Below are 16797 nucleotides of genomic sequence, written 5' to 3' on the forward strand. Positions count from 1 at the left end.
ATTGATTAAAATTGATTGAATTTACCAATACGCGGAATAGCTTACATTATACTACCCAATAATTACAATAAGTTATCCAAATATTGTCTATTAATTTTTATTGTTTCTTATTGATGGCTTCAAAATCAATTGTAGTTTTTTGGGTTTGTGGAAATGTAAATCTTCTGAGTGCGCTTCCATCAACCATCTAGGCTTATTGTATATTCAGATGCCACATTCTCTGATTACGATCGCGATAGAATATAGTCATGACTAGCAATACTCGCAAAGAAAATCTAATTAATGCGATCGCACCTGTGAATCGCGGCTTGCAAATGTCCGAAAATCAGCGTAAAATGATTTTTTCAGCGGTTGCGTATCTTGAAGAACTCAATCCTACACCTGCGCCTACTCAAGCTCCTGAATTGTTGGATGGCAATTGGTTATTGTTATTTACGACTAGTCAAGAGCTTTTGGGAATTGATCGCTTTCCACTTTACAAGCTGGGTAACATCTATCAATGTTTGCGCGTATCGGAAGGCAAGATCTTTAATGTTGCTGAGATTAAGGGTTTACCTTTACTGAGTGGTCTAGTAAGTGTTTGTGCTAACTTTACGGTTGTTTCTGATAAACAGGTTAAGGTTAACTTTGAGCGATTGGTAGCTGGTTCGCAAACTTTAATTGGTTATCAAGATGTGAATAGTTTCATCGATACTTTGCGATCGCCTAAGAAATTATTGGCGATCGATTTCCAAATTAAGCGAGAAGATCAGAAGGGATGGTTAGAGACAACCTATCTCGATCAAGATTTGCGAATTGGTAGAGGAAATGAAGGTAATCTATTTGTTTTGAGAAAAGTTTAACAAACGGGCTGCTTCGCAGCCTAATTAAGAACTGATGTTACGTAGAACAAAGATCGTTCTAATGTTTTTATGTCAACTTAAAAGAGGATTTGGAGACCAAATCCCTACATATTTGTAAAAGTAGGGGCTTAGTCTCCAAGCCCAAATCTCAGCCTTCCACGTAACATCAGTTCTTAACTGATGTTACGTGGAATTCAGATAATGAACCTCTTGCTGCTAGCATAACAGGGCAACCACGGGGGGATTGCCCCTACCTGTAAATTTTAGATCTTGTAGGGGCTGCGCCCCCGTGCCAGCCCTAGACTTACGCCATCGCAAGAATTCCTTCCACGTAACATCAGTTAAGAATTACGAATTACCAATGCAAAATCGTTTAATCCAAACCAAGATCCACTTTTGGAAGAAGTGGTTCTATACTGCTGGTTTATTTATTAGCGCGATCGCTTTAACATTCCTTCTTTCTCATAACCAAAGTGCTTGGGGGCAAGCCGAACTTTTAAAACTAAATTGGTGGATAGGACAAAATAAAAATGATGTGTCTACTGTGGATCATGCGTTAGTTACTTTGGATGGTTATAAATTGTTTGTATTGGCTTCTCCTAGCACTAATCAAAAATTTCCACTGGAACAACGGGTACAGGGCATTGAAGAAGAACTGTATCGCATTGCTAATAGCAACTTTGACCCTGCTAGTTTACAAGTGACTACGACTATTGATGAGCAGAGTGGACAGCCTGTGATTGCGATAGGCGATCGCTACTTGATGACTGTAACGACGATGGATGCTCAACTGCAAGGACGTGATCCGCTAGGTTGGGCAAATCAAATCACCCAAACTTTGCGTGAGGCGTTGACTAGAGCTAGACAAGAGCGCCAACCGCAATTTTTAATCAATCAGGGATTAATTACGGCTGGGATTATTTTGGTGATGTTCATTGTGCTTCGGTTGATTACTTACTGGCAGGGGCGTTTAAAGTTAGAGAAAGACACGATTAAGGCGCATATAGAACATGAAGCACCACCATATCTTGATTCTGTGGCTGTGATTGACTTGCAGCAACAACTGACGCAGCAACAAAAAGCTAATCTTAGCGATCTCAAAAGGCGGGTTTTGGAGCTAGGCTATGTGGGTGTTTTGGGAAGTGGTAGCTTTATTATTTTGGGTCTATTTCCCTATAGCCGTTGGTTGCAATCTTTCTTGCTATCGACTCCTTTGCAAGTTGTGGCGATCGCCTTCGTGACTTATTTGTTAATTCGGATTAGCAACCTGTTGATCGAGCGGTTTTCAGGCTTTTTAAAAGCTAGGGATTTTGCGATGCTCAAGCCTTATCAGCGCTTGGATTTGCGAGTATCGACTGTTTCGCAGGTTCTCCGTAATGTTACGGCGATCGTGTTAGTTGGTTTAGGAACTTTAGCGATCCTCTCTGCGATCGGTTTTGATTTGATTCCGCTTTTGGCAGGGGCGGGAATTGTGGGAATTGCGATTTCCTTTGCGGCTCAGGGATTGATTAAAGATGTAATTAATGGATTTTTGATTATTTTAGAAGATCAATATGCGGTGGGTGATGTAATTATCGTGGGTGAATTAGGTGGTTTAGTGGAAAATATGAATCTGCGGGTCACGCAGGTTCGGAATAATGAAGGTCAACTGATTACTATTCCCAATAGTGCGATCGCGATCGTGCAGAATCTCTCTAAGGACTGGGCGCGAGTGGATCTGAGCATTCGGGTTGCCTATGATACTAATCCTGATCGGGCGCTGGATGTGTTGCGGAAATTAGCTCAAGAGATGTATCAAGAGCAGATTTGGCGAGCTAAGATTATGGAACCTCCTGAAGTTTTAGGTATTGATGATTTGCAGCATTCAGGGATGTTAATTCGGATCTGGATTAAAACTCAACCGCTTCAGCAATGGGCTGTGGCAAGAGAGTTTCGTCGTCGCCTAAAGTTAGTTATGGAGCAAGAAAACATTGAGATTGGCATTCCCCAACAGGTTTTCCAGTTTTCAGCTACCGCGCAAGTTCCTAATGATCTACCTCAACCCCCTTTGTAAGTGGCTATAGCAATGCAGGAAGCTCTTCCATGTAACATCAGTTAGTATTCAAAACTCAATTCTCAATTTCTATTTTTTTGGTTTTTTTGTGCCTGTCTGCTTGACTGTTTTTTTCTCTTTTTCGCGTTCTTTTTGAATGCGTTCTAATAAGACTGATGCTGGCTCATCGTTGGGGTCTTGCTCGACGAGTTCGCCTTTGAAGGCTTTGGAGAGAATGGATTGGTCAAGAGTACTTAGAGATATATTCATGTTTATACATTCACTCTTAATAGAATCAATTAATTCCATGTATTTAGAAATTCTATTTACAATTTCTTTTTGTTCTTCAAGAGGCGCAATTGGAACTAAATATTGTCGTATATCTTTTAAATGCAGGTGTAAAAGACCTGAGCCTGTTCCAAGCATTTGCTGTTGCAGTTGAGGTGAGGAAAAAGACAACTCTAAATAATCTGACATCTGATAACAAACTGGTTTGATTAGGGCTACAGAGACAAAAATGCTGAATACTGTGTCTGTTCTAACAACTCTGGTTATACCCAAAGTTCCATCCTTAGTTATTAAAATATCTCCACGCTCAGGATTAGTTCTGTCTTGGAATTGTTCATGATCTTCCTTAGAAATATATTTGACATCTTCAAAAGATATACCTGAGCCAACGGTTAGATTTTTTACAGTTATAAATGGTATCCCAGATTCAATATAGTTAGGTTTCTTGTGAACACCGTCAACCACCTTATTAGAAATTGCTTCAACACTAGACCACTGCCAATTATCTGGCAATTTCAAAAACTTGATTTTTTCAGAATGTATATCTACGTTCTCCCAATCTCTACTAATATTCTCCTTATACTTTTCTTTCCAATTATCTGTAAGAGGATCTTTACCTTTAGCCATCATTTTTTCTAATTCTATTTGTTCCCATTTCTCACGACGTTCTTTACGGATGCGTTCTAACAAGACAGAGGCAGGCTCGATGTTAGGATTTTGTTCGCGCCAATCGGCGGTGAGGTCGCCACGAAAGGCGGCGGCGAGGACAGACTGACGAAACTGCTCGATTAATTTGGGGATTGAGTCTAATGCTTCTTTTGACTTACGCGATCGCGCCATCAACGCCTCAACCTTCTCCACAATCCGCCTCTGCTCATTAAGCGGCGGAAGAGGAATTTGAATTTCTCTAATATGACTAAGATTAACTCTGGCGCGTGTAGTTCCCTTAGTCTGATTTTGTAACTGTTCAATGACATCTTGAGAATTTATCGAATAGGTTAAATATGTTGAGTTAACCTTATCTTCATCTACACGAACCCGAACAATATCAGCTACAATAATTCCTTTTTCGAGAAAATCAGGAATAATACAAGCCTTTCCTAAAGGTTCTCCTAGTTTAGTAATTGCTATATTTCCTTTTACAAAGCTGTGTCTTGCTAATGATTCGGCTTTCTCAGGACTAACAAACTTGATATTAGAGTTAATGAAGCGATTTCTATCAATATTCTGTAATCGAATGATAGGAATACCTGTATCTTGATATTCTGAAGCCTTTAGATTAGAGCCAAATGGTCCATCAACAATATCACTTTTGGGATCTATAACTAAATCCTCCATTTTTGTTAATTCCCACCCCATCGGTAAATCATCATTATCAGAAAGAATAGAAAAATCAGAACTCATAGACACCATAGGGCAAACACAAAAAACGCGATTCAGACTTAGATTTTCAACACAAACACAAGCCTCTAAAATATCATCATCTCACCGCCCCGCCAAACAAATAGCAAAACGCAAAAGATCATTTAAGAATTACTTGCTGCGGTCAAAAGCTCCACTAGATACCACTCAATTCCCCTTAAAAAGGGGGAAGAATTTAATTCTCCCCCCTTTTTAAGGGGGGCTGGGGGGGATCTAGACAATTCTTAAATAGTTTCGATCGCCCTAAATATCAGCAGCAATTAGCGATCGACCCCATGTACCTTCAACCAAGCCGTCAAATCTCTCCCTGACTTAAAATCAAAAATTGCCTTCAGTAATTCATCTAACTTATCCGATGACAAGCTATTAATTTTTGCTTCTGACGCAGGAGACACCCTTTTAAAACGATGTTTTAACTGTCGAATAAGTATATCTTGCCGACATACTCGAATATGATCTTGTTTAACTCGTTCAATAATTGACTCATATGCGCGAGATAACCGCATATCCGCTATAAGCCATGAAATCAAATTGTCTATTTTTTCTGGATCAGGCTGAGGGCTACTAAATTCGATTTTCATCCTGCACCTTCAACCAAGCCGTCAAATCCGCCACCGATTTAAAATCAAAAATCGCCACCAGTAAATCATCTAACTGACTGGCAGACAGATGGCTAATCTTTGCCTTTGACTCTGCCGAAACCCTCTTAAAGCGGCGCTTTAACACACACAAAACAGACTCTTGCTTACCTTGTAACTTGCCTTTTATCTCACCTCTCTTCTCACCTCTTTTCTCGCCTCTCTTCTCGCCTATTTTTTCACCTATTTTCTTACCTTCTAGCCTTGCCTCGCGGCTATAATCTGCTGCTAGCTCTTGAAATAGTCTTGATTGTTTTAGCTCATCAAAAGTCAACATAGTCTCTATTTCCTTTCGACTCAAATTGTTAAACTTATTTAACAACACATCTACAATTAATTCTACCGTTTTTTGACTAACAGTAGCTTCACGCTCTCGGTTACGCAACTCACGCACCAAATCACGCGCCATATCCAAAGTAACCGACTCATCGGCAATTATTAACTCGACGATACCCACCTCTAACGAATTGTCAGAGCGATCGCGCAACGTATCCAGATAAACACAGCGAATCCTTTGACTCACAAACAACTCATGAAATTGTCTAGGGATACCCTCATCCAAATTGCGATCGGCAAAAACTGCCACCGCCTTCCAATCCTGCAAGGGCTTATATTGACTGAGATATAGAAATATTTCGCCGACAAAGCTCCAATAAAAATCAGGATTTTTTTGAAACTGCACCTCCACAAAATAGATCGGCTTCTCCACATCCGCCGCCAAGAAAATGCCATCAAAACGAAAAGCCTTTTCCTTAACCTCCACAGACACAAAATCATAGCCCTCCGCATTTGACGCAGGCTCGTCAATTAGCTCAAACAAAAGCCCATGAAACGTCTGAAATAATTGATAAAAAAGTGTATCGGTTCGCATAGCGAGACATATTAACCCATATCTTGCCAAATCTCCTCATTAATACTCGCCAGCACCGCCAACAACTCACCATTAAAAGTCCTATTCAACCGCACAAAACCACCACATTCAGTCTTAAACGCCCCACGATCCAATGCCTCGCGATCGACGATCGTTTCTGCCTTTAACTGCTTGCCAATCTTCTCCAACAACTGACGCTGGGGCGCAGTCCATGCCCGACTACTCATAATTTTACGAACCGCCCGATCCACCCGATCGCCATAGGGAATCAACGCATCACCGATCGCTGCCTGACGGATAAAGCCAATAATTGAAGCCGCAATATCCTCATTCTTGCGATCGCGCCAAGCCCCTTGCAAATCGCTCTCTCGAAAACGATTCTCCTCCAATAACAACTGTAACTCCTTCAACTGAGCGCGAGTCAAATCCTTCGGACTCTGCACCGCCACCATCAACGCAGGAATCAAATTGAGATTGTCCGCCAGAAACTTCTGGAACATCTGCAAATACTCATCGGGACGAGTAGAATAAATGCTCCCATCTTCGGCAACACCATAGCCGCGCTGCACCGCAACTAAGCGATCGGGATGGTAAGAGATAAATACAGGAATCGTGCGATCGTCGGGCAAATCGATCACCGAGGCAAAATCGGGGCGATCGCGAAACCAGTTGGCTAATTGCGAAGGTTTGCTAGCGCGAAGGTCATCTAATAGATGCTCAAGAGACAAACCTGCGATCGCCTCCAATTGTTCACGTTTAGCCAGATTAGCGCGACGCATTTTACGCTGGATTCTCTCAAAGAGTTGCGGCAAAATCACCTGATGATGACGTGGATCGCTAGTGCGAGTAAGTTCCTGAACCAACTTCTCGCAACTGATTTTAGGAATTACTGCCACAGGCTTCATTTCCGTAAACTGCGACATTACCCCAAAGATATTCACTGCATCAAATACCCGAAAGCGATCTTTGCCAATCTCAGGACAAAGGCGCGTAGCCCGACCGAGCATCTGCTCAAACAAGATCCGCGAATTCACCCGCCGCAAAAACACAATATTGCAAATCGTAGGCACATCAATGCCTGTGGTCAGCAAATCCACTGTCACCGCAATTTTGGGCAACTGCTCATTTTTATATTTGAGAATCAACTCCAACGGGCGATCGGATGCTCCCGTAATCTTCTGCACCGCCTCATCTTCCACCTCTCCATACTTGGCAATCAGCGCCTCTTTCAGCAACTTCACCACCAAATCCGCATGATCATCCGTCGCACAGAAAATTAAGGTTTTCTCCGCCAACACAGGATCAATTTGTTCCGCTAGATACTCACAAACCACGCGATTAAAAGCAGGGGTAATTACCTTCTTATTGAAGTCCTTAATTTCCACCTTCACCTCATCCGCAGTTTTGCTCAGATCACGCTTGCCAGTGCGCGGATCGATCGCCTCGATCTCCGCACCCTTTTCCCAAACTATCCCCGACTGAGCAAGTTCCGTCTGGATTAAATGCGGTGATTCATAATCAATGAGAAACTTGTCAATTACCGCCTCTGCATAGGTATATTGAAAAATTGGCTCACCAAAAATCTCGGACGTATGCAGCGCAGGGGTCGCCGTAATCCCAATTCTCACCGCATCAAAATATTCCACCACCCTCCGATATTTAGAAACATAGTCCTCAAAATCACGAAACTCCAGCTCAATTGTGCTGAGTTCGCGATCGAGCAAATAGCCACGATGACATTCATCAATAAGCACGCAATCATAATCATCCACATTTGGACTGGGTGAACTATCGCTCGGATACATAATCCGTCGCACAAAACTCTGCACCGTCGCCACATGTACCTTCGTCTCGCGATCGCAAGTTACATCCTTTAGCTCTTTCATCTCATAAATATCCGTAAATGCTTGCAGAAGCTCCATTTTGGTTTCTTTAAACGCGGCGATCGCCTGATGCCCTAAAGAAGTGCGATCGACTAAAAATAAAATCCGCCGAAACCGCTTCGTTTTCAACAATCGATAGATCAGCGCAATACAGGTTTTTGTTTTGCCCGTCCCCGTTGCCATCGCCAGCAAAAGCGATCGCCGATCCTCCTGTAAAGCCGATTCAATAGCAGTGATTGCCTTAATTTGGTAGTGCCTCATCTCAAACCCATAGTTAAACTCCTCTTGGGCAAGTTGTTCATGGGCGTGATCGAAATCTTGATCCAATAAATCGATCAAGCCCTCTGGCGAATACCAACCTGCGATCGCCCGTCGCTGGTTCGTCGCCCGTCGCACATCCCGAAACCAAATCCCGCTTTTAGTATCCAATTGCGCTAGATAGGGGCGACCATTAGTCGCAAACACAAACGGCACTTGAAAAGGCTCCAGATCTCCCCAAGGCGCACCCTTAGCCAATTGCAAATTATCATTAGCCCGAATCGATCGCCCATAGCGATGCGCCTGATCGATCGCCCCCGACACATCCTTACTCTCCCGCTTTGCCTCAATAATCCCCACCAATTGCAAACCCACAAACAGCGCATAGTCCGCCGCCCCTGAGCGCGTCGGATATTCTGCGATCGCCAGATTTCTGCCTCGCGCAGGACGCACACCCTTCCCATAGGTCAACTCCTCCGAATCCACCTCCCAACCGACATCCCGCAGTTGTGTATCAATCAGTCGGCGCGTTTCTCGTTCATCCAGTTCCACCTTGGCAGCAGCAGCTTGCGATCGCGGGATGATCTTTTTAATATTCGCCTCACTGTTTTGGGCTTGCTGTGCCTGTATCTCCGCCAAGTGTTGCAAAGCAGTTTGCAATTCCTGCGCTATTTCCGCCGCCAACTGTTCAGCTTGGGTTCTGGCACTCCGCTCATCTAACAACGCTGATTCCAATTGTCGCGCCGTCACCTCTGGCGGAGTCGGCTCACAATATTCAGGCGCAACAAAGTCTCTTGCTTTCCCCCAAGTGCGATGAAACCAAATCCCTAACTGATGCGCGTATTTGAGAATGCTCAACGCCGTTCGGCGATCGCCCACACTATCATGTACCGCCCGATTTCCCGTTTTGCGAAGTTCATGAAACAGGCGATCGATCTGTCCATGAATAATGCCGCGATCGCGCAGTCGATTCAATAACTGCACCTGCGATTCTTCTGTATCCTCGTAAAGCCCCACCCGCGCCGCAACTAACTTTGCCAAAAATTCGCCATACACCCGTAACCGAAATAAGCAAGCCACAGGATCATTATGATAAGACCGCTCGGCAAGCGTCCCCAATCTCACCAGTTCGACATCATGCTCTCTCAAAAACGCAAAATTTGACGATGCTTTCATGGCATAGCTAAAATATATTACCTAAAATTATAGCGAAGTTTGAATATTAAAAAAGGGCTTGGAGACCAAGCCCCTACGTATTGAAATTTGTAGGGGCTTGGTCTCCAAGCCCTCTTGATAAAATAAATCAAATATTCAAGACCTCTAAATCCCAGATACAACAATACGTAGGGGCTTGGTTTCCAACCCCTCTTGATACTAATAAAAAATGAAATACAATCCAGACATACATTACAGAAGATCAATTCGTTTGCAAGGTTACAACTACAACCAAGCTGGTGCTTATTTCATTACAATCTGTACACAAAATCGAGAATGCCTTTTTGGAGATATTCAAGATGGTAATCATCTTCTCAATGAATTTAGCAAGATTGTCATAGATGTTTGGCAAAATATCCCTATTCACTTCCAAAATATTGGGATAGATGCTTACGTCGTTATGCCTAATCATTTTCATGGCATCATTATTATTGAAAAAAGTACAGAAGCATCCACCGCAAAAAAGCGAACATGGAATGAACCAAAATCAATGTTAGCTAAGGTTATCGCATACTTTAAATACACAACTACAAAATCTATAAATACAGCTAGACAAACTGCGGGTGTAAGAGTTTGGCAACGAAATTACTATGAACATATTATTCGCAGCGAAAATTCTTTGAATCGGTTGCGAGAATATATAGCTAACAATCCTCAGCAATGGGAAATCGATCAACTACATCCACGAAACCCATCTAAATGGTAAATATTGAAAGAGGGTTTGGAGACCAAACCCCTACAATGATCGTGTTATGGGTTAAATTGTTCAAATCTATGACAAGCCCACATCTGTAACAAAGCTCAATGACCGTAACCTCTGATATCGTCCAAAAACTCTGGAACCTTTGCAATATCTTGCGTGATGATGGCATCACCTATTTGCAATATTTAACAGAACTAACCTATCTCCTGTTTCTCAAAATGGCGCAGGAAACCGATACAGAGATAGGCTTACCAGAGGGCTATCGGTGGCAAGATTTATCATCAAAAGATGGGATCGAGCTAAAAAACTTCTACAAGTCCATGCTAGATCATTTGGGTTCGAGCGCCTCTTCACCACAAGTACAAGCAATCTTTGTCAATGCTCAAACCTCTCTCAAGGAGCCGCGCATAATTAAGAAACTAGTTCAGAGTATTGATGAACTCGACTGGTTTTCCGATCATCGCGATGACTTTGGCGACCTCTACGAAGGACTACTGCAAAAGAACTCTGAAGAAAAGAAATCAGGAGCAGGTCAATACTTCACCCCTCGACCGCTCATTGATAGCATGGTCACGCTACTCAAACCCCAAGCAGGAGAACTCATCCAAGATCCCGCCGCAGGGACAGGTGGATTCTTAATTGCCAGTCACGCCTACATCAAGCAACAACTAGGCGGCGATATATTCACACTCTCCGAAGTCGAACAAGAATTTCAACGCAAACACGCTTTCTATGGCATCGAACTCGTTCAAGATGCCCACCGCCTATTGTTAATGAATTTACTACTTCACGGCATTGAAAGCGATGTCAAACTTGGAGATTCCCTCTCATCAGAAGGTCAAAATCTCGCCAAAGCCGACATCATTCTCAGCAATCCCCCGTTCGGTACTAAAAAAGGCGGCGGAATGCCCACCCGTGATGACTTCACCTTTGCCACATCCAATAAGCAGTTAGCCTTTCTCCAACATATCTATCGCAATCTCAAGCCCAAAGGACGCGCCGCGATTGTCCTTCCTGACAACGTTCTCTTTGAAGATGGTCAGGGCAAATCCATTCGCGCTGATCTAATGGACAAATGCAATTTGCATACAATCTTGCGACTACCCACAGGCATCTTCTATGCCCAAGGCGTAAAGACGAACGTGTTATTTTTCCAACGGGGCACAACTGAGAAAAATAATACTCAAGAAATTTGGTTCTACGATATGCGAACCAATATGCCCAACTTCGGTAAGCGGATTCCCCTAACTCGCGATCGCTTTGCGGATTTCGAGTTAGCCTATGGTGAAGATCCCAATGGGAAAAGCGATCGCAAGGAACAGGAAAGATTTCGATGCTTTAGCCGAGAAGAAATTGCTAAACGTGGCGAAAATCTCGATATCTCATGGTTACGCGATGACAGCCTCCAGTCCAGTGAAGACCTCCCCGAACCCGATGCGATCGCTGCCGACATTCTCGACAAATTACGCACTGCGATCGCCGAAATGGAAGCCCTAAGCGATTTACTGAACTAACGTGAGTTCGATGCACATTTGTCGAACTCACGTTGCAATCTAGGTAATGGTATTCGTAAAATCGGCATCCGCTAACACTGCCTCACTAAAATTCACGCCCCGCAAATTTGCCCCCGTAAAATTTACACCACCCAAATTCGCGGCGGTGAAATTAGCACCTTTGAGATTTGCTCCACTGAGATCCGCGCCCATTAATAATGCTTCTGTAAAATTTGCCTTTTGCAAACAAGCCTCACTAACGATCGCCCCCGCTAAATTTGCGCCGACAAACTTGGTCTCGATCGCTGACAACTCACATAAGTCCGCCAGCATTAATTTGGCATTGGTAAAGTCCGCACCACTCAAATTTGCGCCATTGAGTTTCGCGCTTACCAAATTCATCAGCCTAAAGTTGCGTTTACCCACGGAATATAGATACAAAACCTCTTGACTGCGATTACTAAAGAGATTGCCGAAGTTGGGGCGATCGCTTTGATCGGCTGATTCTTCCAGAGCCATCGCATCGGTAGCTTCACTGATTAGGTTGAGCAGAGGATTTTGGGTTAGCTCCGCACTACTAAAATCATGATCGGGAAGTGACTCCACAATGCGATCGAGCCGTTGAGCAACATTTTGGCGCTGGGTCATCAGTTCTTGGATTTGCAGATCGAGTTTGCGGAGATGTTGCTGCACCATTTGTTTAAAAGTGGCGTAGGGGATAGTTTGGGCGGCTTGTAAATCCAATAACTGTTTGATTTCCTCAAGGGATAACCCAAAGGCTTTGGCACTTTGAATAAATAACAGCCGCTCTAGGGCATCGGTGGCATAGAGCCGATAACCCTGTGGCGATCGCAGGGGCGCAAGCAGTAAACCTAAACGTTCGTAATAGCGAATCGTTGGGGACGGAATCTCGACTAAGCGGCTTAGTTCGCCGATCAGCCAACCACGGGCGCTATTTTGAACGGGTTCGCTGGATTCCATAGAACGATTGATAAGTTTTTTTAATAGGTTATTTGATTTTAGGGATCTTGACCTTGCAGCTAACTGCAAGCTCTAACGTAAGTGTTATGGGATGGGAAAGCGCCAAAAGCAATAGAAAGCAGCCCAAGGGAATCGACTAAAGACGTAAGCAATAAATTAAGGATAGATAACCATGTCACTACAAGCAACATCACAGGGAACATTCACGGTTGGGGCAACAGGCAAACTAAGTTTTGATTTTCTATTTGATGGTGGTCAATTTCAAGGCGAACTTGCCATATTCAGCTTGAAGGGAATGGAAAGTCTAGAAGTCGGTTCCGATGCATTTAATCAAGAAGCGGCTCGTCGCGCCCTGACCAATTCCACCCAAGGTCGCATTCTGGTTGCTGATAGTTCTGAAGGTGCAAAGTTTAGCGCTGAACTAGATTGGGAACCAAATTATAATAGCGGCGATTACAAAGGAATTAGAAATTTCTCCATGCAAGCAGGCGATCAGGTAGCCTTCATGTTGATTTCTAATGGAACTGTTAGCCAAACCTTTAATACTTTAGCTAGTGGATTAGATCTAGGACTAAGACAACCCTTATTCTCGATTAGCGCCGCTAACCCCGATCTTAGCAATCAGTTTTCTCAAGTTACTGATGTTGCGGGTAAAGGTAATCTCTTCGCGATGGAAGATGTCCGTCTCAAGGGTGGCTCTGACTATGACTATAACGATGTGGTATTCCAATTAACAGGAGCCGAAGGTAATGATATTCCTGCCCTTGAGGATGTTGGTGCATCCACTAAGGATTGGACAGAAACAGCGATCGGCAAACAAATCATTGATTATGCCAGCCGTCCTACCTTTGATTCTGGAGTGTTTCGTGTAGATGCATCGGGTCAAGTCGGTGTGGACTATCTCTATGATGGTGGTTGGTATCAAGGAGAAATGGCAATCTTTAGCCTTAAGGGAATGGAAGGATTAAAGGTTAACTCTAATGAGTTTGTGCAAGAAGCAACCCGCCGCGCCCTGAGTGGCTCTACTCAAGGACATATCGTGATTAAAGATCGCACAGAAGGCGCAAAATATACGGCTAAATTTGCATGGGAAGATGGATTTAATAGCGGAGCTTATCTAGGTGTCAAAACCTATGCCATGAATGCGGGTGAAGACTTTGCGGTGATGCTGATTCAAAATAGCACCGTCCAAGAACTTGCCAATGATGTCACCAAAATGTGGTCTGGCAATCGCTTACCAATTTTCTCAATTCCCCAAGCTAATATCGGCGCACCTAGCAGCGTTCGCCAAATCGTTGATGTCACGGGCAAGGGTGACACCTTTGGCATGGAAGATGTGCGGACTGACTGGGGAAATGCTTCCGATCGCGATTACAACGATATGGTTTTTCGCTTCACAGGTGCAAAGGGTGTCGCCCCTTTGATGGATACCCATGTGAATCGCGATCGCGATTGGCGCGATTCTTCCGTAGGTCGAGAATTGATACAGTATGCCACCCGTCCTGACTATAGCGGCGGCATTTTTGACACAGGCGAATCTGGTAAAGTTCGCATTGACTATCTCTATGATGGTGGTTGGTATGAAAGCGAATTAGCAATTTTCAGTCTGGATGGCATGGAAAATTTCAAAGCGGGATCGACAGAATTCATTCAAGAAGCATCCCGCCGCGCTCTCAGTGATTCCAATCTTGGCTATGTCGTCACCAAGGATCGCACCGATGCAGCGAAGTTCTCCGACAAGGTGGCATGGGAAGCGGACTTTAATTCTGGTGTATACAAAGGCGCTCAAACCTTCAATATGGCTCCGCGTGGACATTTTGCCTTCATGTTGGTACAAAACAATACCGTCGCGGCGATCGCTAACGATATCAGCATCATCAAGCAAACTGGCAACCTGCCCATCTTCTCAATTCCTGAAGCGAATCCCTTCGGCACAGCGATCGGGCAAATGGTCAATGTCGATGGCAAAAACACCTATGCCTTTGAAGATAATCGGGTGGACTTGCCCAATCTTTCCGATCGCGACTATAACGACATCGTGATTCAAGTCAAGGGCGCGACCAGTGATGTACCTCTGATGAATAGCTTGGTCAATCCCGAACGCGACTGGCGCAGTTCTACCACTGGACAACAGCTACTCAACTATGCCAATCGTTCTGAATATGACAAAGGCGTAATTTCCTCAGGGCAATCTGGCAGCCTCGAAGTGGAATTCCTTTACGATGGAGGTGCATATAGAGGCGATGTTGGTATTTTTAGTCTCGATGGCATGGAGATCTATGCTGCGGGATCGGCGGCTTTTATTGCGGAAGCAGCTCGTCGTGCAGCCAGTAACTCGACCCAAGGTCATGTATTAATCAGTGATACTACCGATGCTGCTAAGTTTACTGGTGGTTTAGATTGGGAATCTAACTTTAACTCTGGTACATTCCAAGGAACCAGAAGCCTCAATCTTAATCCCAACAGTGCCTATGGGGTCATCCAAGTTCCCAATGGTCGAATTAGCGAAGTTGTTGCTAATCCTGCGATCGACGGCACTAAACGTCCTCTGTTCTCCATGCTCGACAACAATCCTAGCCGCAGTTTCCAAATGGGTAAAATTGATGTGGGTAATGGCTCCTATGTCATCGCCCTCGAAGATCAACGCCTTGATGGAGCCAGCGATCGCGACTACAACGATATTATCTTCCGTGTTAAGGGTGATATTTCCATCAGTGCCGATACCTTGGATCGGGTGATGGCATCGAGTAAAGATTGGCGATCGACCGATATGGGTAAAGCCCTGATCGACTATGCCAGCAATCCCACTGCCGCTACCACTAGCCGATCAATTTTTGGTTTTAGCTGGAGCGACACATTGATCGGAACTGATGCAAGTGAATTTATTTCTGGCGGTGCAGGTAATGACATCCTAATTGGTGGCAAGGGCAATGATATTCTGGTCGGCGGATCAGGTAACGATACTTTCCAGTTTAATCATATCAATGAGGCTGGTGACACAATTCTCGACTTTGGTGCAGGTGACATGATCAACCTGCGAGGTGTATTTAGCTCCATTAATTACACAGGCACTAATGCGATCGCTGATGGCATTCTCCAATTCCAACAACTCGGAGCCAATACCGTTATTCAAGTTGTTTCCGATGGTTTAGGCAATACTAATAATTTTATAGATTTAGTGACCGTTAACAATACTGGTATTGCTTCTGTTCGCAACAGCCTAATCTTTTAATCGTTGACTCAAAGATAAGTGGCGGCGCGAAGCGCCGCCACTTATCTTTGGATATCTTACGTGAAAGTTGCCAAGACCCTCACCCCTAGACCCTCTCCCAAAAGCTACCGTGTACACACAAGTCTCTCTGTCTACGTTTGAGGGTTTAGATCCCCCCAACCCCCCTTAGAAAAGCTACCGTGTACACACAAGTCATAAAACCTAATCAAGTCAACAATTAATCGCCCCCTAGCCCCCAATTCTGGGGGAACAAGAAATTAAAACTGATGTTACGTAGAACTTAGATGGTAGACCACTTGCTGCTAGCGAAGCAGGGCAAGCACGGGGGCATTGCCCCTACCTCAAAATTTAGAGGTTACTGTAGGGGCTGTGCCCCCGTGCCAGCCCTAGACCTTTGCTATGTCAGGAATTCCTTCCACGTAACATCAGTTAAAAGTCTTTCAAAGTCCCCCAGAATTGGGGGATTTAGGGGGCTTAGATCAGTCGAAACGTAGGCAGTTAGACTTGTGTGTACACGGTAGCCTTTTTAAGGGGGGCTAGGGGGATCTAAACCCTCAAACGTAGACAGAGAGACTTGTGTGTACACGGCAGCTTAGGAAAGGGGGGAGAATTTTCTTCTTCCCCCTTTTCTAAGGGGGATTGAGGGGGATCATTAGTAACTCACGCTATAACTGATGACTTGTGTGTACACGGTAGCTTGATGGGAGAGGGGGCTGGGGGGTGAGGGTTTCATGTAACATCAGTTCTTAGTATGATCAAAATAACAGCCAAGAATATTTTCAAGTAGCAATTCTCATTATAAAAATCGGTTTTTTGAAAGCCCGCCAACGGCAGGCTTTCAAAAAACCGATTTTAGTGTTTTCAGCCCCGAAGGCGCTGAAAACACTAAAATCGGTTTCATAACGAGGATTTCTGATTTTCAAGTACTCAAAGCGCAAA

At 44.2% G+C, this 16797-nt stretch carries 10 protein-coding genes; 5 read left to right on the forward strand and 5 right to left on the reverse strand.

What is annotated here, in order from left to right:
• Positions 1–248 precede the first annotated feature (248 nt).
• Both VB775_RS05755 and VB775_RS05760 read left to right on the forward strand, forming a co-directional pair.
• Positions 249–842, forward strand: a complete 594-nt coding sequence (locus tag VB775_RS05755; protein WP_281006585.1) for a PAP/fibrillin family protein — start codon at positions 249–251, stop codon at positions 840–842.
• A gap of 361 nt (positions 843–1203) precedes the next feature.
• The gene (locus VB775_RS05760; RefSeq protein ID WP_281006586.1) at positions 1204–2895 is read left to right on the forward strand and encodes a mechanosensitive ion channel family protein; all 1692 of its coding nucleotides are present in this window, start codon (positions 1204–1206) and stop codon (positions 2893–2895) included.
• 69 nt (positions 2896–2964) lie between these two features.
• Here VB775_RS05760 and VB775_RS05765 read toward each other — a convergent pair whose 3' ends face one another.
• The 4 genes from VB775_RS05765 to hsdR all read right to left on the reverse strand — a co-directional run bounded on the left by VB775_RS05765 (position 2965) and on the right by hsdR (position 9410).
• The gene (locus tag VB775_RS05765; RefSeq protein ID WP_281006587.1) at positions 2965–4566 is read right to left on the reverse strand and encodes a restriction endonuclease subunit S; all 1602 of its coding nucleotides are present in this window, start codon (positions 4564–4566) and stop codon (positions 2965–2967) included.
• Between the two features lie 278 nt (positions 4567–4844).
• Positions 4845–5165: a DUF4351 domain-containing protein gene (locus VB775_RS05770; protein ID WP_281006588.1), complete on the reverse strand. Its 321-nt coding sequence runs from the start codon at positions 5163–5165 to the stop codon at positions 4845–4847.
• Complete coding sequence (locus VB775_RS05775) at positions 5149–6093, reverse strand: Rpn family recombination-promoting nuclease/putative transposase (protein WP_281006589.1); 945 nt, start codon at positions 6091–6093, stop codon at positions 5149–5151. The genes VB775_RS05770 and VB775_RS05775 overlap by 17 nt, the downstream gene beginning before the upstream one ends.
• Before the next feature lie 11 nt (positions 6094–6104).
• Positions 6105–9410 (reverse strand): type I restriction-modification system endonuclease, encoded by a 3306-nt coding sequence (gene hsdR / locus VB775_RS05780; protein WP_281006590.1) that lies wholly within the window; start codon positions 9408–9410, stop codon positions 6105–6107.
• Between the two features lie 208 nt (positions 9411–9618).
• Between hsdR and VB775_RS05785 the strand changes: the two genes are divergently transcribed.
• Both VB775_RS05785 and VB775_RS05790 read left to right on the forward strand, forming a co-directional pair.
• A complete protein-coding gene (locus tag VB775_RS05785) occupies positions 9619–10155 on the forward strand; it encodes a transposase (RefSeq protein WP_281006591.1) in 537 nt (178 codons plus the stop codon).
• Positions 10156–10253: 98 nt separating this feature from the next.
• Positions 10254–11666, forward strand: coding sequence for an N-6 DNA methylase (locus VB775_RS05790; RefSeq protein WP_281006592.1), 1413 nt, complete (start codon positions 10254–10256; stop codon positions 11664–11666).
• A gap of 39 nt (positions 11667–11705) precedes the next feature.
• Here VB775_RS05790 and VB775_RS05795 read toward each other — a convergent pair whose 3' ends face one another.
• The gene (locus tag VB775_RS05795; protein WP_281006593.1) at positions 11706–12626 is read right to left on the reverse strand and encodes a pentapeptide repeat-containing protein; all 921 of its coding nucleotides are present in this window, start codon (positions 12624–12626) and stop codon (positions 11706–11708) included.
• 172 nt (positions 12627–12798) lie between these two features.
• Here VB775_RS05795 and VB775_RS05800 point away from each other — a divergent pair, with 172 nt between their 5' ends.
• On the forward strand, positions 12799–15858 hold the full coding sequence (locus VB775_RS05800) for a DUF4114 domain-containing protein (protein ID WP_281006594.1): 3060 nt from the start codon (positions 12799–12801) through the stop codon (positions 15856–15858).
• The last annotated feature ends 939 nt before the right edge of the window (positions 15859–16797 follow it).

This window comes from Pseudanabaena sp. CCNP1317 (assembly GCF_034931345.1).
Lineage (GTDB): Bacteria > Cyanobacteriota > Cyanobacteriia > Pseudanabaenales > Pseudanabaenaceae > Pseudanabaena > Pseudanabaena galeata.